This window comes from Planctomycetia bacterium (assembly GCA_015200345.1).
Classification (GTDB): domain Bacteria; phylum Planctomycetota; class Phycisphaerae; order UBA1845; family UTPLA1; genus PLA3.
On sequence record CP054187.1, the window covers coordinates 1,557,360 to 1,577,527 of the forward strand.

A 20,168-nucleotide genomic window follows, 5' to 3' on the forward strand; every position below is an offset into this window, starting at 1 on the left:
CGGAGTTGTTCCTTCCCGGCAGGCGCCACGGGCGGTCTCGTCGCCTGGCTGCCATGATATACCCTCTCGGCTCGATCGATACGTTCGACCGAGTCGATCACAGCCCACAATTCGGTGTCAAGCCGCCGATTCACGGATACCGTCCAACCTGCTCGAGCCTTGTCGCCATGCGAAATGCCGGGGGTGAAGCACCTCGCTATAATCAGCCCGGCAAATGCCCGTTGGCACGTGGAGCCTCCCTTGGCGCGGTTCACTCTCAACAATCTCTCCTGTGCCCAGGCTGCTGCAATCGGACTTGCATCGGCTTGGTTGACCGTCGGCGTTCATGCGGCTGTGGCGCAAGATACCAAGTCCAGCGCCGCCTATCCCGGAAACGAATTCGTCAACGTTCGGCTCACCTCCGAAAAATCCACCGTCGCCTTGTCGGGCACGTCCGACCTCGCCGTCATCTTCGACATCACGCCCGGCTGGCATCTCTATTGGCGAAACCCCGGCGACTCCGGCCTGCCGCCGCGCGTTGCCTTCAAGCCCATCGACGGCGTCACCTTCGGACCGCCGCAATGGCCGGTGCCAAAGCGCAAGGTCGAAGGCGATATGCTTCTCGATTACATTTACGAACGCGAGCTGGTCCTGATCGTCCCCGTAACGCTTGATGCCAGGTTCGCGGGCGGTTCCAGCCTGTCCCTGACCGCCGAAGTTGAATGGCTCGTCTGCAAGGAGCGATGCCTACAGGGCCGTGCGATCCTGACGGCGTCGATCCCCGTCGCGGATGGCGGCTCGCTCTCGCCCGACGCAAAGCGTTTCTCCGATGCCCGCGCTCGACATCCCATCTTGGCCGCCGAGTTCAAGACCTGCGAATCGCGATGGGAAGGCCTCAGGCTGACGATTCGCGTGAAGGACGCAACGAGCCTCACGTTCTTTCCGTATGAAAACGATGAAAACGTCTACCCCCACGACCTGATCCGCGACGGCTCCGTGAAATCCGACACGCTCCGGTTGCGGTACGGCGAGGACGTCGCCCGTTTGAAGCGCGTCGCCGGGATCCTGTCGGTCACGCGAAGCGGCCGCGAGACGTACCTGGAAATCAGCGTCAAACCTCCGGATTTGAAATGACAGCGGTTCTGCATCGTCGCGGCCCGGCGTTCGGCGCGACGATGCAGTCAGCAATAAGGAGCACACACATGACCCTACGAAAGAACATCGGACTGATGGCAATCACCGGCGTTGCGGCCATCGCCGTGGCAGGCGTCGGTCTGCTCATGGCCGGCCCGCGCGACGGCAAAGGCAGGAAGACTGAACCAGCGTCGACGGCTGCGCTCAAGATCGGCGACAAGGCCCCGGAGTTCACCCTGAAGGACACCGAGGGCAAGGAGCACAAACTTAGCGATTACACCAAGAAGGGGAAGATCGTCGTGATCGAGTGGTTCAACTCCGGCTGCCCCTTCATCAAGCTCCACCACGAAAAGCAGACAACCGTCGCCGATCTGTACAAGGACTTCAAGGACAAGGACGTCGCCTTCATCGCCATCAATTCCACCAACTCCGGCCATTCGGACTTCGGCAAGGACGCCGACGCGAAAACCAGGTGGAAGATAGAGTTTCCAATTCTCATTGACTCCGACGGCAAGGTCGGCCATGCCTACGGCGCCAAGACCACGCCGCACATGTTTGTGATCGATAAGAACGGCATGCTGGCATACCAGGGCGCGATGGACAACGATCCGCGCATGGACAAGAAGGACGCCGAAAAGGTGAACTACGTCCGCGCGGCGCTGAACGATCTGACCGCCGGGAAGAAGGTCGCCACGCCGGAGACCAAGCCCTACGGCTGCAGCGTGAAGTACTGATCGCGGCGCGGCATAGAACGCCGCGATTCTGGTTGACGGCGAAGAAGGCGCGGCGTGAAGTACTGATCGAGCCGCGGCAAATAAAGCCTGATACGGGAACCGCGTCAGAGACAAACATTGCGGCAAGCGAACGAGAAGCCGCGGTCCATCCCACGGGCCGCGGCCTTTTTTTCCGCTGCGGACAAAGGCCGACCCGATCCTTCGTCTGTTCGCTCATTCCGCCGGCGGCGCGGCGATCCGGTCGTTGTGCATCAACCTCGAACGGCGCCACGATCGCCCAGAAGGACGGGTCTCGGGTAAACAAAATCGGGGCGACTAGATTCGAACTAGCGACCTTCTGCACCCCATGCAGACGCTCTAGACCAGGCTGAGCTACGCCCCGTAGCTGCACGAGCATTCTAATCGATCCACGTGCCGGCTCAAGACGGCCCCGCGAGCACTCAAAACTCGCATCGCAACTACACCACAATCGATGCCCGACCGCCCGCGTCCGCTGCGGACTTCCCCCGCCCCTGTCGCGTTGACATCTGCCCCCGTGATTCATAGCCTAGCTCGCCGCAAACAAGCCCGGCGGCCGATGCCGCTGCGCCGATCCGTCTGCTTGCTGGGACGCACCGCGGGTGGGCGGCAAGTTACTGGAAGATGGCTTCCGCCGTCGAACGAAACAGACCGAGGCAGACCCGCACGTGGACGACGCCCTTTTTATCCTCATTCTCCTCTACTTCGGCGGCGTGCTGTGGCTCACCTACAGTCTGTTCAGCACGATTTTCCTCCTTCGACAACAGCAGCAGATCGCCGCCGCCCCGCGCACCGGGCGAGACTGGCCCACGATCGACGTGCTCGTCCCCGTCAAGGATGAAGCGGATACCATCGGCGCGTGCCTTCAATCCATCCTCGATCAGGACTATCGCGCCACCACCGGCGGCACGCAAATCGCCGGTGCGACCTCCGCTTCCAACAATGCCGGTAGACAGGACGCCGCGCAAACCAACGCGTCGGATTCGCCCCCCGACGGCCGGCCGCGCCTGCTCGTCGTGAACGATCGCTCGACCGACAACACCGCCGCCGCCGTGCAGGCGGTACAGGACGCCCACCCCCATGTGAAACGACTGGACATCCGCGAATTACCCGAAGGCCTGTACGGCAAGCCGCACGCGCTGCACGCACTCGCCCCGCAGCTTCGCGGCGACGTGCTGGCGTTTGTCGACAGCGATCTGCATCTCGAGCCACACTGCCTGCGCACGCTGACGCATCACCTGTTGCAGCACAATCTCGACTGGGTCGCGACGATGGGCCGGCCGGAGATTTCGCGCTTCTGGGAGCGGCTGCTCGTGCCGCTGCTGGGCGCGATCACCTTCGCCTGGTACGACCCGCGGAAGATCAGCGATCCAGCGTGGCCCAATGCCGTTGGCTCGGCACTGATGATCTGCCGCGCGTCGGCCTATCGCGCCATCGGCGGGCATCGCGCGGTCATCAACATCTACGACGAAGACAGCGAGCTGATCCGCATCGCCAAGCGCGCCGGCCAGCGCGTCAGCTTTGTCATGGTGCCCGAGCTGTTCCGTCAGCGGCATTACGGCACGCTGAAGCGCACCATTCACGGCATCACGCGCACCCTCGTCGGTGGATTGAAAACGCTCCCGCGCATTTTCATCACCATCAACTCGATGTTCTTCGTCTCCGTGCTGCCGATGGTGCTCCTGGGGGCCGTCGGCATCGCCGCCGCGCGCGGGGCGACGATCCCGCACGGCGGGCTCCTCGCGGGAATCGCCGCGCTGCACCTGGTCGTCTCCACCGCGCTCATTCGCGTCGTCCATCGCACGGCCGGAACCGGCGGCTCGGCCGTGTGGCTGCACCCACTGGGAACCCTGATGATGACATACATTTGCCTGCGAGCGGCCGTGCACCTGCTGCGCGGCGCGCGCATCACCTGGCGAGGGACCTCCTACGAACGCAGCCCTGCTTGAAAGACAGTTTGAAAACCTCCGCCGCCACGCCGCCCGCCCCCTCGCCTGGATCGGACTGCCCCTGCTGCTGCACGTCTGGTCGCTCACCGGGCCGTTCTGTTTCGATGACCTGAACCTCGTGCTCAAAGCCGAACGCTATCTCGCCGCCGAATCGACCGATCCCTCGCTCTTTCGCTTCGCCCCCGATGCCGACGCCTGGCGGCGCCTGCGGCGGACAGGGTCCTATCCGTGGTGGTCGCCGGCCGACGGACGCGCCGATTTCTTCCGCCCGCTGGCCGAGGCCGCGTTCTATCTTGACATGAAGCTATTTGGCCGACAGGCCTGGGCGCACCGAATGATGAGCCTCGCCGTGTTTGTGGTCGCCCTCGTTCTGCTGCACCGGCTGTTGCTCCGAATGGGCGTCGATCCCTTGCGCGCCGGCCTCGCGACGATGATGTTCGGCGTGTCACAGGCCGCCGCCCAGCCCGCCACGTTCATCAGCAATCGCAGCGATCTGTTAGTACTCATGGGCGTTTGCACCGCCGCGCACGCCTTCGCACCGCTCATCGCGCCAACGGCCGCGCGAAAGCCCGCTCGCGCGGGATCAACCGTGGCAATTGCCGGACTGGGTTTCGCCGGTGCGCTGCTTAGCAAGGAGATCGCCGTCGGCTGGGCGGGGACCATCGTGCTGTTCGAAATCTGGCGGCGAATTCGCGGAGACCAGACCCCGCAGCCACGCCTGCTCGCCGCGATGCTCGCGCTGACGCTGGTCTTTCTCGCCGCGTATGTCGCTTACTACGTCAGCACGCGCGCCGGCGCCGGTTCACGGACCGCCCTGCTCGCCGGTGCGCCCAAGAGTGGCGTCTTTTATCTGTCACTCTGGCTGCTCGGCGCGCCGATCAATCTCCTCACCGATCGCGGAGTCGACACCCTCATCCCCCTTGCCGTCGGCTGCCTCATCACCCTCGTGCTCATCGCGCCGCACGTGCGCCGCATGCTCGCCGCTGACCCGGCCGCACGTTTCTTTCTCTGCTGGGCCAGCGCCTTTGGCGCGATCGCCCTGCTCACTGCGCCAGAGGCCCGCGCCCTGTGCCTCGCCACGCCAGGCTGGGCCTACTTCCTCGCCCACCTGCTCCTGCCGAAGGAATCCGCCGCGCCAAACGGACCACGCCCTCCCTCGCTCCTGCTCCGTCACCATCTCCTCTTCTCCAACGGCGGCATCGGCATGGCCGCGGCCGTCGGCATCGTCGTCGTCTCCATGCAGGCCGAGCGCCGGGCCCAATCGCACATTCAGACTTGTGTCGCTTCACTGGATACGCCGTTGCGCGATGGCGACACGATGATCCTCCCCGCGCCCGAGATCGATCTGGAATGGCTCGCCGCAGGCGATCGCCTGCAATTCCTCACCGGCCGGCGAGACGTCGCGCTGCATTTCCTGCACGCTGCCGACGCACGCTCGAAGATCGACCACGTCGATGCCCACACCCTGCGCGTCGCGCTCGATCAGGACGCAACCGACCGCGCCTGGAACGAATGCTCCTGGCTCTATCGCTACTGGATGCCCAAGCCGTCCCTGCTCGATTCCGCTCTGGCGGCGCGCATGCTTGGCGCCGGCTGGACACCGCGAATCGGCGCGCGGTTCGATCTGCCCGATTTCACCGTGGAAATCAGCGGGGTGAAGGATAATCAAATTACGGAATTGAACTTTCGATTCGCCCGGCCGCTGGACGACCCGCGCCTGCACATCGCGACGGGCCAATCCAGCCCACGCGGTTAAGTGGTTTAGAGTGCCGCGATTACGGCACCTCGATCGCCATCGCCACCGCGTTCCCCCCGCCCAGGCACAGCGACGCCACGCCCCGCTTGCGACCCAGAACCTCCAATGCGTTGATCAGCGTCACGATCACCCGCGTCCCGCTGCATCCGATCGGGTGCCCCAGCGCGATCGCCCCGCCCAGCACGTTCACCTTCTCGTGCGGAATCTCCAACTGACGCATGCACGCCAGCATCTGCGCCGCAAACGCCTCGTTGATCTCGAACAGATCCACGTCCTTCATCTTCCAGCCGGCCTTCTCCACCGCACCGCGAACCGCCCCCACCGGCGCGATGAACAGCTCCTTCGGCGCCACGCCGAACGTCGTGTGCGCGACGATCCGCGCTCGCACCGGCCAGCCCCGCTTCGCTGCCTCGGCCTCCGACGTAATCAGCGCCATGGCGGCCCCGTCCGTCAATTGCGACGAGTTTCCCGCCGTGATCGTGCCGTCTTTCTCGAAGGCGGGCTTGAGTTTCTTGAGGTCATCCAGCGTCACATCCGACCGGATCGACTCATCTTCCGCCAGCACCATCGGCCCCTTGCGGCCCGGCACTTCGATCGCGGCAATCGTTCGATTGAAGTGCCCCGCCTTGGCAGCAGCCGCCGCGCGGCGATGGCTCTCCAGCGAGTATGCATCCTGGTCGTCGCGGCTCACACCGTATTTTCGCGCCGTGTACTCCGCCGCGTTGCCCATGCCCCATTTCTCAAACGGGCATGTCAGGCCGTCGGACACCATGCCGTCTTCCATCGTCATGTGCCCGAACTTCACCGCGCCCGTTCGCGTACCGCGCACGTAGTACGGCGCGTTCGACATGCTCTCGATGCCGCCAGTCAGAATCGTCGTCGCCTCACCGAGACGAATGTTGTTGTCCGCGTTCATCGCCGCGCGCATGCCCGATCCGCAAACCTGATTCACCGTCACCGCCGTGATCGTCTCCGGCAGGCCCGCCTTCAGCGCCACCTGTCGCGCCGGGTTCTGACCCGCCCCGGCCTGAAGCACCTGACCGATCAGCGCCCAATCCACTGCTTCGACAGGACACTGGATCGCCTCAAGCGTCGCTTTCGCCACTTGCGCCCCGATGTCCGTCGCGCTAAGCGGGCTTAACGCTCCCAGAAGCTTGCCCATCGGGCTGCGACGTGCTTCGACTATCACGCTGCGTGTCATGCAATATCCCCGGTGGCGGCGGCCGTGGAGTCCTCCCGGTGGCCGTCGCGGTCATGCCGTGCGGGCAACCCTGCCCACCTTATTGAAATTATAACGGAATTTGTGCAAACGCAACAACAGGAACGGCCCACGACATGCCGGGATCGTCCAAATCGCACCGATTATACCGAATCTAAGGCATTATCGGCATCAGACCCGCAAGAGGAGTGCCTGTTGCTCTTCGTGCAGATGCGAAAGGAGGTCCGCGGATGAAGCGGCGATCACACCGCCGAAACGCGCTGCGGCTCGCGGATGAGACTCTCCGCGATCGTCATGCGCTGCATCTCGCTCGTGCCTTCGTAGATCTCGGTGATTTTCGCGTCACGCAGGTAGCGCTCGACTTCGCTCTCGCGGCAGTAGCCCATGCCGCCGAAGATCTGAATGGCGTGGTTCGCGCAGAACGTGGCCGTCTCGGAGGCGAACACCTTGGCCATCGCCGGAATGTGCAGCGAGTGCGCCCCCTGCGCCTTCAGCCAGCAGCCCTTGTACAGCAACGCGCGCGACGCCTCGATCCGCACCGCCATGTCGGCGATCTTCCATTGTATCGCCTGAAACTCCGACAGACTCTTGCCGAATTGCCGGCGTTGCAGAGCGTAATCCGTCGAGCGATCCAGCGCCGCCTGCGCGATGCCCACCGCCTGCGCCGCGATGCCCAGCCGGCCACCGTCGATCGCCGTAAGCGCGATCTTCAGCCCGCTGCCGCGCTCCCCGATGAGATTCTCCGCCGGAACCCTGGCATTCTCGAAAATCAACTCCGTCGTGCTGCTGCCGCGAATCCCCAGTTTGTCTTCATGCTTGCCGACCGTCACGCCCGGTGTGTCCTTCGGCACCAGCAGGCAGCTCGCATTGCGCCGGTCGCCCTCATCCGTCCGCACAAACAACAGGATCACGTCCGCCTCGGCCCCGTTGGTCACCCACATCTTCGTGCCGTTGATGATCCACTCGTTGCCCTTCAACTCGGCCCGGCATTTCATCGCGCCGGCATCCGAACCGCTGCCGGCCTCGCTCAACGAAAAACAATTCAGCCACTCGCCCGACGCCATCTTCGGCAGCCACGCCTTCTTCTGCGCTTCGTTCCCGAACTTCAGTATCGGGTCGATCACCAGCGAGTTCTGCACGCTGTTGATCACGCCGACCGATGCATCGGCATACGACAGCTCTTCCACGACGATCGCCGACGCCAACGCGTCCAACCCCGGGCCGCCGTACTGCTCCGGAATGCAGATGCCCTGGTACCCCATCTCACCCAGCTGCCGAATGATCTCACGCGGGAACTCGCCCTTGAGGTCGCGCTCCATCGCCCCCGGCGCCACCACGTTCCGTGCGAAATCGCGAATGCTCTCGCGAAGCATCGCGTGATCCTCGTCCAGCTCATAGCCGTACCCGATGGGGCCTGATGTCGTTATCGTGTCGTTCATGCCGCCCTGCACTCTCGTTGATTCAATCGCCCAAACCCCGCTACCCTCACCCGCTGTACTTGCCACGCGATGATCACGCCCTGCGCCGCTGAAACTCCGCACGAGCGATCAGCATCCGCTGAACCTCGCTCGACCCCTCCCCGATCTCGCACAACTTGTTGTCACGCACCAGCCGCTCCACGCACACATCCTTCACATACCCCGCACCACCGTGAATCTGGATCGACTCCCAACCCACCCGGCTCGCCATCTCCGACGCGTACAACTTGGCGATCGAACTCAATCGCTTGTCCGGACGCCCCGCGTCGTGCGTGCTCGCCGCCTGACGAACCAGCAGCCGCGCCGATTCCACCAGCGTCTCCATGTCCGCCAGCTTGAATGCAATCGCCTGATGGGCGTGCAGCGGAACTCCGAAGCTTTTGCGCTCCGCCGCGTACTTCACCGCCTCCTCCAGGCAGCCGCGACCCAGCCCCACCGAGAGCGACCCGATCGTGCATCGCCCGCGATCCAGTACGCGCAGCGCATCCACGTACCCCTCGTTGTAGTTCCCGCAGAGGTTCTCCTCGGGTATCTCGCAATTCTCGAAATTCACCGGGACCGTGTCGCTCGCGCGCATACCCATCTTGTCTTCCGGCTCACCGACGATCAGACCTGGCCGATCACGCTCCACGATGAACGCCGAGATCGTCCGAGCCCCGCGCTTCGGCTCCGTCCGCGCCGTCACCACAAAGACCCCGGCGCGCTTTCCGTTCGTGATCCAGAACTTGCGACCGTTCAGCTTCCAGCCGGTCTTCGTCCGCTCGGCGCGCGTCGTCATCGCCTCGGCATCGGTTCCGCAGTCCGGCTCGCTCAAACACCACGAGCCGATGACCTCGCCCGACGCCAGCCTCGGCAGCCACTGGGCCTTTTGCTTCTCGTTCGCCGCCAGCCGAATGTGCGTCGCACACAGTCCCAGGTGCGCCGCGAGGAACAAGGCCGTCCCACCGCACCAGCGGGCCAGTTCCTCCGTCACGACCGTCATGCCCAGCAACCCCTGACCCGCGCCGCCGTACTCTTCCGGAATGGTGACCCCGAGCAAACCGATTCGACCCATTTCGGCGACGACTTCCTCCGGCAGCCATTTCACCTCGTCCCACTTCCGGGCATTGGGCGCGATGACTTCCAGAGCGAACTTACGGGTCAGATCGCGAAACGCGGCAAGGTCTTCCGACAGCTCATAACTCATGTTGCACACTCGATGCGGAAAGGGCGATCGCCCCTATCAATCTGCTTGACAATGGGTTACGCGATGCAGAACCGGCAATCCATCTGCAATTATAAACCGCCCTTGCACAGCGTCAAAGCCCGCTTGCGTCGCTGCTCCCAATACTGCTTGGGGACCAGTCCCCCGGAGCTGCGATCAGTCCCGACACGGCAAGAGCCGATGGCGACCCTTTCCATCCAATGCCACACGCCACAGCGCCTCATGCGGATCCTGGCCCAGCAACAAGCGCCAGTCGTTCCGAACCGCCTCTTCCAGCAGGCGGCCCTTCGCCTGCATGTTCTCGTACGGCAGCAAGTCATAGGCCATGTTGTACCGCAATCCGACGTGTGCCGAGGTCGGCATCAGATCGGCCGGCAGCACAATCGTCACCCCGCCGCCGCGAAGCACCACGCCCTGCTGATGCCGCGTATGACCCGGCAGCGGCCGCACCGAAACCCCCGGCGCGATCTCGGCCTCCCCCTCGACGAGTGACAGAATACCGGCACGCTCCAGGGGCGCGAGGTTTTCCTTGCGATAGGTTCCCGTCATCACAGCGTGATGGTTGACGGCATCGTCCCACTCGCCGCGTTGCACGATGTACTTCGCGCGCGGAAACGCCGGCAGGAATCCGCCTCGTCCATCCGCCACCGTCCCACCCCCCGCATGATCGAAATGAAGATGCGTGAGGACGACCACGTCAATCGTGGCGGGGTCGATCCCTGCCGCGCAGAGCGAGTCCATCAATCCGAACGGCGACAGGCGAAAGAACCCCCGCTCCTTCTCTTCATACTTCGACGCCGCGCCGACGCCCGTTTCGATCAGCACGCGCCGACCCCCCGTTTCCACCAGCACGCACGTCGTCGCGAGCGGGATGCGATTGGCCTCATCGACTTCCACCAGCCTGGACCACATCGGCTTGGGAATAATGCCGAACATTGCCCCGCCATCCAGCCACAACCCACCGCCGTCGAGCAGCGTCATCCGCAAGTCGCCAAGATGTAGCCTGTGCGGCGTCGCCGTGGGGCCGGTTCGAGCCTGATGGGTCGAGATGGGCGACGCAGTCATAGTCTCGTTTATAGTGACTTGCGAAAGGTGAATCAATCAGCTTCGTGCGCCGAGCCGACCGCTTTGATTCCGCCGCTGGACCGCTATAATCGCGGCCCGATTTCAATCACGCCCATTCAAACGAAAGGACGCTCCCTCCATGTTGCTCGCGGAAAAGCTCGCCCGCTGGACCCACAAGCTCAAGTATTCCGACCTCACCAAGGATGCCATTCACGAGTGCAAGCGCCGATTCATTGATTCGCTCGGAACCGCATTGGGCGCTTACAAATCCAAGCCCGCGACCATTGCCCGCGCCACCGCAGCCGCCCTGCCCATCAAGAACGGCGGTTCCGTCGTCATCGGCACGAACCTCCGAACAACGCCCGAGCTCGCCGCCTTCGCCAACGGCGCCCACATCCGCTACCTCGATTACAACGACACGTACCTGTCTAAAGAACCGGCACATCCGTCCGATAATATCGCCGCCACCCTCGCCGTCGCTCAAGCCGCCAACCGATCCGGCAAGGACTTGATCCTCGCCACCATCATCGCGTACGAAATCCAGTGCCGGCTCTGCGATGCGGCCTCGCTTCGCGCGCACGGCTTCGATCATGTCACGTACGGCGCCTTCAGCGCGACGCTCGGGGCGGCCAAGCTCTGGGGCATGTCCGTCGAGGAAATGATCCACGCGCAGGGACTGGCCGGCGTCTGCAACATCGCCACGCGGCAGACCCGTACCGGGCAAATTTCCATGTGGAAGGCCTGCGCCTTCTCGAACGCCTGCCGCAATGCGATCTTCGCCGCCAACCTGGCGCGACAAGGCTTCACCGGCCCGCACGAAATCTTCGAAGGCCCAAAGGGCGTCTTCAAAATGCTCACCAAGACCCCCTTTGACGTGCAGCTCGGCTCCAAATCCGGCGGATACATGATCAACAAAACTTACATCAAGTTCTGGCCCGCCGAGTATCACGCCCAAAGCTCCATCGACGCCGCCCTGCAAATCCGAAAGCAGTTCATGGCCGACGGCTACAAATGGCAGGACATTGCCAAGCTTGAAATGGAATCCTTCGAAGCCGCCGTCTCCATCATCGGCAGCGAGCCGGAGAAGTGGCGGCCCACCAGCCGTGAGACCGCCGATCACAGCATGGGCTACATGACCATCGCCGCCCTCATCGACGGCGACGTGACGCGCGAAACCTTCTCACCCAGAAAATTCACCAACAAGAAATACCTCGATCTTCTCGACAACACCACCATCGTCGAGGCCGACGACCTCAACGCCGGTTATCCTGACGGCATCCCCAATCGCCTAAAGCTGCACATGAAGGATGGCCGCATCTATCAGATGACCGTCACGTATCCCCGCGGCCACGCCGGCAACCCCATGACCGATGACGAGGTCGAGTACAAGTTCTCGACGCTGGCCGAAGGCGTCATTCCCGAGCGATTGCAGCGCAAGCTGCTCGATCAGATGTGGTCGCTCGACAAGGCGCGGGATGTCCGCAAGCTCTGGGCGTTTCCGGTTTCAAAGTAATTCGCTATCGACCGTTGCAGAGCGCGGATTCAGTCGCGCGCTTGCAGCGCTCGTCTCACACGCCAAGCACGCACGCCTCTGAAAGCCACTGGCGTTTGCCCGGGGCTTTGTTGCTGCACGGAGTGCGGCGAACGCGGCGCGAACGGCCCGCGCATAAAAAACCGCGGCCCCTGAAGGTTGCCCTTCAGAGGCCGCGGGGTTGAACAACTTATCGCGTCAACTCAACCGGATTACGGCTGGGTCGCAACGATCGAGAACGAACCCGTCGCACCGTGCCAGCCGGTGATTCGGATTCTGTAGGTGACATTCGCCGTCGCATTCCACTGGACGCGCGACGCGCTGCCGCCACCACAGAAGTCGTCATCACAGCCGACCTCGGTCAGCGATCCGCACGTTCCGCTGTACACGACCATGATCATGTCGTATGCAGCGTCGGTGCAGCCATTGACCGTCGTCAGACCGCCGACCGTCGGTGTGAACGTGTACCAACCGTCGCCGGAGGTATTCTGGCCTCCGCCGGCGCTCTCGCAGGACGGAACCAGACCCGGGCTGGGCGTCAGACCCACGGTCGTCCCAACCTTCGGAACGTTCAGCGTGAGCGGCGTCGCGTCGGCACAGTTGTCCGGAGCCAGCTGCGGGCAAGGATTCGCCGTGCAGTTCTGACCCAGGGTCCACGAACCACCGATCAGGTTCAAACACGTCGGCTCGTCGCTGTCCTGGCACAGGATATTCGGTCCGACCGTGTAGCAGCAGCGGCCTTGAGGCAGACCACAATCCTGCTTGTCGATGCGGATGTTATCCAGACAGAACGCGAAGTCACCACTCAACAGGTCACCCGCCGTGTAGTTGGCCTGACCAGCCGTACCGCCCGCTCGGGAAGCCGAGACGTTGTTGGCCGTACCAGCCAGCGACCACAGCCAGCAGCAATCGCCTGACGCGTTGTTGACAATCTCGATCCAGTAGCACGTGCCCGCCGTGACGTTCACGCCCGGGATCGTCGCTTCGTAGCGCCACTGCGTGGCCTGACCGAAGCTGCCGATCGGCGGGATGAATCCGTCAGCCGTCTTCGTCGGCACCACCGCATGCGGACCGGACAGCACGCTGCCCGGGACACCGGCGTTGTCGTTGAAGATGGTGATGCGGAAATCATCGCCCGTGCCGGCCTGGTTCGAGCAGACCGTGCCACCGGCCAGGTTCAGGTAGAACCCATGCCAGCAGACGCTCGTGATCGTGCCGCTGACGTTCGGGCGGAAGTCGTCGGTCGTCCGCTGATTGCAGCCCAGGGCCGCGCTCAACGCACTCACCGCACCACCGTCCGAAGTCGTCACGTGGCACTTGGCCGGATCAACACAGGTACCGATTGCCGGGCAATCCGTACCGGTGAGCAGCAGGTTCACGAAGCCCGGCACGTCGGCCAGCGTAATGGCATAGTCGCCATTGATGTCGGCCCGGCACGTGTTCAGGTTGTAGCAGCCGTCGACCGGGAACAGATTGATCGGCGGAGTGAGCAGGTTCTTGACGAACAGCTTCACGTCCTGACCGTTGCGCTTGCCGTCGTTGTTCATGTCACCCTTGCAGCAGACCTGCGCCGGGGCGGCCGCACAACTGACGGTCAAGAGGTAATCCGTTCCGCAATCGATGCCACTGAACACGTTGGGAACCACGATGATAAGGTACTCACCGGGGCATACCGACGCCGAGATTGGCGTATCTTCGCAGGCCGCACCCGCCGTGGCCGACGCAATGCCGAACAGGTCGCCGGCACAGGGGTCACCCGGGTTACCGATCTTGAAGATCGACGTGATGCCGCGGAAACCACCGTTGAACGTGACGTTCAGCGTGCCGGCCGTCGCGACCGACAGGCGGTACCAGTCCGTGTCGCGGCGGTTCTGCGTGACGGTCCCGTCGAGGAAGGTGTAAGTACCCGCCTCGCCGCAGATCGTCGAGTTGCACGTGATCGTCTTGAACACGTTCGGGGTGCTGTTGCAGCCGCCGTTGGTCGTGTCCACGTAATTCGCCGCACAAATCGGCTCGTTCTCCGGCACGCCGCCGCCCGGACAGGTAATCGCACAGGCGAAGCACTGGGGCGAAGACGTGACCGTCAGCGACAGCAGAACCGGCGTTCCGCAGTTTTCCGGAACCGGATCGATCGTCGTCAGCGGCGAGTTCTGAATCGAGTTGAACGCGCCGACTTCGATGAAGATGAAGTTGCCCGGGAAGAACGGCGACGACGGCGTCGAGCCGACCGTCACACAGACGCACGAGTCAACTTCCGCGCCGGCGAAGCACGGGGCAATGCCTTGCGCCGTGACAGCGGTCAGCTCGTTCGGCGAGCAATCGTCGTTGGTGACTTCCGGTGTACCGACGCACTCACCCGTTGTCGGATCCATGACGCCATCGGCGTAAATCGCAAGCACGGTGTCGAAATCCGAACCACAGGTGCTGAACGTGATGCCCTGGCCAGGCGTCGCCGTGACCGGGATCCGGTACTTGAAGAACGTCCGCTTGCGGACGGCCTTGGTCGTGGTGCCGAAGCCGCTCGGAAGCAGTTCAGGACCCTGACCATCCGGACCGGACAGGCGGAACGGCTTGAAGCACGCTTCGCCGATTTCCGGGCACGGAACCGTCTTGCAGCCGATGCCGGTGAACGGCGTCAGGGTCGGATCGCCCTCGGTCGCGTCATAGACGCTGGTGAAGAAACCACCGTCCTGCTCACACGTCGACGGATCACCGGTCGTGATCGCGCAAGCGCCATCGGGCCAGCAGCAGCGGCCGGAGTTGGCGGTCCACGGGAAGGCCGCGACCGGGACGAAGTCGATCCTCAACATGCCAGGACCGCGATTGGCGTCCGTCTCATCGAAGGTGGCCACGCGGATCTTGAAGCACTCATCGACAGCCGGCGCACCGCCGCCGCCGATATCCGAGATCGCCAGGTAGGAAGCGAAGTTGCCGCGATTGATGTTGATGTCATCGTTGCAACCGATTTCTTCGAGGTTGGCACATTGCGTCGCCTGGTTAGAACCGCAATCGACGCGGTAGACCGCCACGCGCGTGTCAACGCAGGAGTCGTATGTGCTCACAACGAGGCGACCAGCCACGGCGCCGGCCGGCACGTTCGCAACGGTCGGGCGGTAGTCCCACCACATGTCGCGGAACATCGGAACCGGACCGTTTTCGCACGTCGCGGTCGTGGTCGTGCTCTCCGTGGTTGCAAACGTGGTGTCGAACGCGACCATGACGGTGCTGTTCGTCAGCGTGATCTTCGTCAGACAGGTCTCGTTGGTCGGCGGAGTCGGACACGTGACCGAACCGCAGGTCGAGCCGTCGCCCTGGTAAACACCACCGGCGAGGACACAGCCCAACGCATTCGTGCGACCTTGCGGGTCGTTCGGGTTATCCACACAACCCGTCGGCAGACAGCAGGCGCCATCGGGCAGGTCGCACGGCTCGCAAGTCAGAACACCGCAGTACTGAATCCCGCACGGGAAGCCAACGGTGGTCGGCGCTCGCGCCACGGCGTAGTACGTGCCAGGAGGCAGACACGCCGTCGCAACGGCCGGCAGACAACCGGCGCCCGAGGTGCCCGAAGCGACGTCGCCCGGGCCGGACGGGGTAGCGAGGTTACACGGACCCGGAGGAAGCGGGATGAAGAGCTGGGCATTGGCGCCCGCCTCGCTCGTGACCGTCCACGTGACGCGCGAGGTGCTGGTCAGCGTGAAGCGGTAGTAGTCGTTGTCGCGGCGGTTCTCGACCACCGTGCCATTCTGGAAGGTGTAGGTTCCCATCGTGCCGAACACGCGATCGCCGCACTGGATGTTCGTGAAGTTCGGGTTGTTGGGATCCGGAGAGAAGGCACAACCGCTGTTGGTCGTGTCCACGTAGTTCGCCGCACAATCCGGCTCGTTGTCGATGATGTTGGCATTGCAATCGATCGTGGCCGGATCGGCGTCGGTGCCCTGGATCACGTTGCAAAGAACGCAAGGCGGGGCCTCGGCACAGGTGCCTTCCGTCCAGCGGTGGAAGTATTGCAGACAATCGCCCAAGGGCGTCGGATCAGTACAGACAGCCGTCTGCTGATTGCAGCAGGCGCCGTCAGGACCCGAACTGGCCTGAATCTGAATACCAAAGTTCGCAATGGGATTTCCGCCGAAGAAGAAAGCCGTGGCCGCACAATTAGGCGTGTCCTGCATCAGGAACACGTCGCCGCTGGAGCCGATTTCACCGGCGCCCGAGAAATCTCTCGTGATGGCCCAGGCAGGACCGGAACCGCCACCCGTCGCCACCGGCGTCACGAGTCCGATGTTGACCGTGTTCGGAATGAGGACGTCGGGGAAGGTGAAAATCTCGTTGTGGAAGCCGGGGGCGACCGTCAGAGCCAACTGCTCCGCAATCAGCACGGCGCCGGCATCGGTACAGAACGGGGAGGTCGTGTTCCAGATCTGGCACCGCAGCGGAAACGCCGGAATGCCACCGAACGAACCGACGAACACCGTGATCGTGCACACAAAGCGGTTCGTGCCCGCCATCGTGCAGGTGTCAGCCGTGATTCGCCCTTGACCGGCGATGATAAAGGCCGACGTCGCGCCCTGCATGTTGTTGTAAATATCAATGCATGCGCCGCGCGGATTGCCACCCTCTGCATCCTCGCCGCCCAAGCCGGACAGATCGACCGGGATCACGCGATCCGCATCCGCCAGCAACGGACTCATGCCGCCGGCGGCAGCCCAATCAACCGGTGTCGCCTCGTCGGCGACCGCCGGCCGGCCCGCTTGTGAAACAACGGAAGCCGAACTCGACTTGTCGGTCGAGTCGGCCTTCGCCGTCCACGTCGTGTTGGCGATGATGGCGCAACACATGCACGCCGTCATCCACAGCGTCTTAAAGCCTCTTGCGTTACTCATGGACACCTGCTCCTTAAAAAATGGATCCATCAAAACGGGAGAACATTGGGCCACTTTCGATGCGCTCCGGCAACGAACACGCCTTGCTCTGTCTGATTAGACCACCCTCTTGCTGTTCATCCCCACTCACGGTTAAACACATCGAGACCGTCGCACGCGCGGCGGCCGCGAAGAACGATTTTCGTCTAAAAACTGCGTTCCCATCCCTTCGTGCGAGGCTTTTCGGGAGCGGGATTCCCCGAAGACATCTCGGACGATTACACGCATGTTACCAATATTCGAGGCTCCGCGTCAAGCCAAATCGGCCTTTCAGACGCCAAACCGAAGCAACTATTTCTGAAACTGACTCACTCCGCCATCCGAACGCAATCCTTTTTAAAAGCTGGAGTTAGCGATAAAATGCCTCGCAGCGATAACCGATACAGGTCAAATCTGTCTGTGCATAAACACCTATCAATACCCCGATTTTGATACAGGTTAACGAAAACTACAGCAATGTCCTATAACTGTTACAAAAATCCCGAGTTTCCGTTGATCCGTCGCGTTTCCGTCTCAACGATTATCATCGTTGCATGGCCAGCGACCTGCCCGTGATATCGGCCCTGGTGCCACGGAGCATCGATGCGATTGCCGACGCGGCGCACGCGGTGCAGGCCAACGTCGCCGCGCTGCGCGTGGCGTGGTGCCGGCACACCGGAGAGACGGCGGTAGCGCACGAAATCCGCACGCCCTCGCCCGGCCCGGTGCGGCGGATGCGCGAAATCCTGATCCTGCCGCGCGTGCTGAAGGAATATACTTTCGGCGAAATATCGCTCCGGCTCCGCCAGGTCTGGGGCGAGTTCTGTGCCCTGTGCTGGCTGTTCCCGCACGTCGATCCGCAGCAACCCATCGTTTTTGATCCGCTCCCGCCGGCCGAATCCATCCGCTGCTGCGCCGACATCCAGACCAAGCTCGCCGAAATTCAGCGCGGCCTCTGGCGCCTTCGGCATGAAATATACATACGTCAGATTCCGACCCCCGGGGCCGTTCCCGGACTTCAGGCCGAGCACGAAATCGCCCTCGCAATGCCCGTCAGCGTCTATGGCCAGCCGGTTCATGAGGCGCCCGATGAACCCCTGCTGGCATGCGCTTGCGAATACGCCGGCATGCTCGCCGCTCTGCGCTGGGCCACGGATTCGCGCTGGACGTGGGAAGCTCCGGGAATCATGGATGTGATCCCAGCCCCGCATGATCTGTAACCTTTTGTCAATCGAAATGTTACGCTCAATTAGGACTGCCTCGCAAATCGCGCCCGGGCAAGCGACGAATGCAACCGCCAACCGGAGGCGAGCGTAAGAACCAATGCGCCGATAGACTTCGGGGAACGGTTCGCACTGGTCGCAAGGCCGCCCCGGCGGGAAGGCGGCGCGCTGCCATGATCGCGTTGCAACGGACTAAGATCCCCCAACGGACCCTCATGAATCTCGGTGATATTCTCCTGGAACAAAAGGCCATCACGCCGGAGCAGCTCCGCGCGGCCAACGAGCAATGCGGTCCGACCGATCGCCTGGATCGCGTGCTGGTGCGTTTGGGCTTCTGCACCGAGACGACGGTGCTGGAGGCGCTGGGGGCGTTGTATCATTTCGACGTGGTGGACCTGACGTCGCCGGGCATCAAGGTGGATTTGGACATCCTCCGCAAGATGCCGTCGAAGCTGGTGCATCGGTCGAAGCTGATACCGCTGGACCGGGTGAACGGTTCGATTCGGGTCGCCACGCCGGATCCGTTTCAGATTTATGCATTTGACGAGTTACGAATGCTCTGCGGTCTGGAAGTGCGACCGGTCCTCGCGAAAGAGAGCGAGATCAACGAGATCATCAAGAAGCACTTCGGCGTCGGCGGCGACACGGTCAGCCAGTTGGTGGAAGACGACGGGCTGGAAGTCGTCAGCGAGGTCGGCGAATCGGCCGGCGACCTGGCGCAGATGGCCGAGGACGCCAGCGTCATCAAGCTGGTGAACGAGATTCTCCTCGAAGCGATCAACGAACGGGCGAGCGACGTTCACATCGAGCCGTACGAGCACGATTTGAAGATCCGCTATCGCGTGGACGGCGTTTTGCGGAACACCAACGTGCCGCCGCAGATTCGCCAATTGCAGGCGGCGATCATCAGCCGCATCAAGATTCTGGCGAATCTGAACATCGCCGAGCGCCGCGTGCCGCAGGACGGCAGCTTCAAGATCAAGGTCCACTCGCGCGAGATCGACCTTCGCGTCAGCATCATTCCGATGGTGTTCGGCGAGGGCGTGGTCATGCGTATTCTCGACAAGCAGGCGATTCTGCTGTCGATGTCGGACCTGGGCTTCCAGGACGCGATGCGCAAGCAGTTCGAGCACGTCATCAGCCAGCCGCACGGCATTCTGCTGGTGACCGGACCGACCGGAAGCGGTAAGACGACCACGCTGTACGCCGCCCTGAACAGCATCAAAAGTGACGAGATCAAGACACTCACCGTCGAGGATCCGGTCGAATACCACCTCGAGGGGATCAACCAGGTCGGCGTGAATCTCAAAGCCGGGCTGACGTTCGCCAAGGGCATGCGCGCGTTTCTTCGACACGACCCCGACGTCATCATGGTCGGTGAGATTCGCGATCTGGAGACCGCCGAAACGGCGGTGCAGGCATCGCTGACCGGTCACTTCGTCCTGTCGACGCTCCACACAAACGATGCGCCGAGCGCGACGACGCGCTTGCTGGACATGGGCGTGGAGCCGTTTCTGGTTTCCAGTTCGCTGGAAGCGGTGCTGGCCCAGCGTCTGATTCGCACGATCTGCAAGCATTGCAAGGAAGAGTACCTGCCGGAAAAGCACGAGATCCCGCCGGACTTCAACTACCAGGGCGAGAAGCTGTTCCGCGGGCGCGGCTGCCGCGAGTGTCGCAACACCGGTTATTCCGGCCGGAAGGGCCTGTTTGAATTGATGGTAATGGATGACGACCTTCGCGAGCTGGTCCTGCAACGATCAAGCGCCGGCAAGATTCGCAATCTGGCCATCCAGCATGGGATGGTTCAACTTCGAGACGACGGATGGGAAAAGGTGCGCAAGGGCATCACGACCCTCTCCGAAGTCGTGCAGGCGACCAAAGGATAGGGCCACTTCCCGGCGCCGAAGCGGTATTCTTCCTCCTGCAACAAGACCCGTGTATCTTTATGATCGCTCCGTGCGCAGACCGGGATCGGCA

Annotated in this window: 12 protein-coding genes and 1 tRNA gene; 7 read left to right on the top strand and 6 right to left on the bottom strand. The window is 62.9% G+C overall.

The annotated features are described in order from the left end of the window. The first annotated feature begins 240 nt into the window (after positions 1-240). Positions 241-1,113 (top strand): hypothetical protein, encoded by an 873-nt coding sequence (locus tag HRU71_06510; GenBank protein QOJ03158.1) that lies wholly within the window; start codon positions 241-243, stop codon positions 1,111-1,113. Positions 1,114-1,181: 68 nt separating this feature from the next. Next, positions 1,182-1,847 (top strand): thioredoxin family protein, encoded by a 666-nt coding sequence (locus HRU71_06515; protein ID QOJ03159.1) that lies wholly within the window; start codon positions 1,182-1,184, stop codon positions 1,845-1,847. A gap of 306 nt (positions 1,848-2,153) precedes the next feature. Here the strand turns inward: HRU71_06515 and HRU71_06520 are convergent. After that, a tRNA-Pro gene (locus HRU71_06520) sits at positions 2,154-2,229 on the bottom strand. Between the two features lie 304 nt (positions 2,230-2,533). Here HRU71_06520 and HRU71_06525 point away from each other — a divergent pair. Together HRU71_06525 and HRU71_06530 are read left to right on the top strand one after the other, a co-directional pair. Then, complete coding sequence (locus tag HRU71_06525) at positions 2,534-3,814, top strand: glycosyltransferase (protein QOJ03160.1); 1,281 nt, start codon at positions 2,534-2,536, stop codon at positions 3,812-3,814. Positions 3,815-3,932: 118 nt separating this feature from the next. After that, a complete protein-coding gene (locus HRU71_06530; GenBank protein ID QOJ03161.1) occupies positions 3,933-5,570 on the top strand; it encodes a hypothetical protein in 1,638 nt (545 codons plus the stop codon). A 19-nt stretch (positions 5,571-5,589) separates the two neighbouring features. On the opposite strand, the gene HRU71_06535 is transcribed toward HRU71_06530, so the two are convergent. The 4 genes from HRU71_06535 to HRU71_06550 form a co-directional block, all read right to left on the bottom strand. Beyond that, on the bottom strand, positions 5,590-6,771 hold the full coding sequence (locus HRU71_06535) for a thiolase family protein (protein ID QOJ03162.1): 1,182 nt from the start codon (positions 6,769-6,771) through the stop codon (positions 5,590-5,592). Between the two features lie 260 nt (positions 6,772-7,031). Then, the gene (locus HRU71_06540) at positions 7,032-8,228 is read right to left on the bottom strand and encodes an acyl-CoA dehydrogenase family protein (protein ID QOJ03163.1); all 1,197 of its coding nucleotides are present in this window, start codon (positions 8,226-8,228) and stop codon (positions 7,032-7,034) included. 73 nt (positions 8,229-8,301) lie between these two features. After that, positions 8,302-9,453 carry an acyl-CoA dehydrogenase family protein gene (locus tag HRU71_06545; protein ID QOJ03164.1) on the bottom strand — a complete coding sequence of 384 codons (1,152 nt, stop codon included), beginning with the start codon at positions 9,451-9,453 and terminating at the stop codon, positions 8,302-8,304. Positions 9,454-9,627: 174 nt separating this feature from the next. Continuing rightward, positions 9,628-10,452, bottom strand: a complete 825-nt coding sequence (locus HRU71_06550) for an MBL fold metallo-hydrolase (protein ID QOJ03165.1) — start codon at positions 10,450-10,452, stop codon at positions 9,628-9,630. A gap of 223 nt (positions 10,453-10,675) precedes the next feature. Between HRU71_06550 and HRU71_06555 the strand changes: the two genes are divergently transcribed. Then, a complete protein-coding gene (locus tag HRU71_06555) occupies positions 10,676-12,049 on the top strand; it encodes an MmgE/PrpD family protein (GenBank protein ID QOJ03166.1) in 1,374 nt (457 codons plus the stop codon). A 230-nt stretch (positions 12,050-12,279) separates the two neighbouring features. Here HRU71_06555 and HRU71_06560 read toward each other — a convergent pair whose 3' ends face one another. Then, complete coding sequence (locus HRU71_06560) at positions 12,280-16,950, bottom strand: hypothetical protein (GenBank protein QOJ03167.1); 4,671 nt, start codon at positions 16,948-16,950, stop codon at positions 12,280-12,282. Positions 16,951-17,522: 572 nt separating this feature from the next. Between HRU71_06560 and HRU71_06565 the strand changes: the two genes are divergently transcribed. Both HRU71_06565 and tadA read left to right on the top strand, forming a co-directional pair. Continuing rightward, on the top strand, positions 17,523-18,188 hold the full coding sequence (locus HRU71_06565; protein QOJ03168.1) for a hypothetical protein: 666 nt from the start codon (positions 17,523-17,525) through the stop codon (positions 18,186-18,188). Between the two features lie 218 nt (positions 18,189-18,406). Continuing rightward, positions 18,407-20,077 carry a Flp pilus assembly complex ATPase component TadA gene (gene tadA / locus HRU71_06570; protein ID QOJ03169.1) on the top strand — a complete coding sequence of 557 codons (1,671 nt, stop codon included), beginning with the start codon at positions 18,407-18,409 and terminating at the stop codon, positions 20,075-20,077. The last annotated feature ends 91 nt before the right edge of the window (positions 20,078-20,168 follow it).

Bases quoted from the DNA above. Each gene is read 5' to 3' on its own strand.
- HRU71_06515 (QOJ03159.1), top strand. From the start codon at position 1,182: ATGACCCTACGAAAGAACATCGGACTGATGGCAATCACCGGCGTTGCG.
- HRU71_06540 (QOJ03163.1), bottom strand. From the start codon at position 8,228: ATGAACGACACGATAACGACATCAGGCCCCATCGGGTACGGCTATGAG.
- HRU71_06535 (QOJ03162.1), bottom strand. From the start codon at position 6,771: ATGACACGCAGCGTGATAGTCGAAGCACGTCGCAGCCCGATGGGCAAG.
- tadA (QOJ03169.1), top strand. From the start codon at position 18,407: ATGAATCTCGGTGATATTCTCCTGGAACAAAAGGCCATCACGCCGGAG.
- HRU71_06550 (QOJ03165.1), bottom strand. From the start codon at position 10,452: ATGACGCTGCTCGACGGCGGTGGGTTGTGGCTGGATGGCGGGGCAATG.
- HRU71_06565 (QOJ03168.1), top strand. From the start codon at position 17,523: ATGGCCAGCGACCTGCCCGTGATATCGGCCCTGGTGCCACGGAGCATC.
- HRU71_06555 (QOJ03166.1), top strand. From the start codon at position 10,676: ATGTTGCTCGCGGAAAAGCTCGCCCGCTGGACCCACAAGCTCAAGTAT.
- HRU71_06560 (QOJ03167.1), bottom strand. From the start codon at position 16,950: ATGAGTAACGCAAGAGGCTTTAAGACGCTGTGGATGACGGCGTGCATG.
- HRU71_06545 (QOJ03164.1), bottom strand. From the start codon at position 9,453: ATGAGTTATGAGCTGTCGGAAGACCTTGCCGCGTTTCGCGATCTGACC.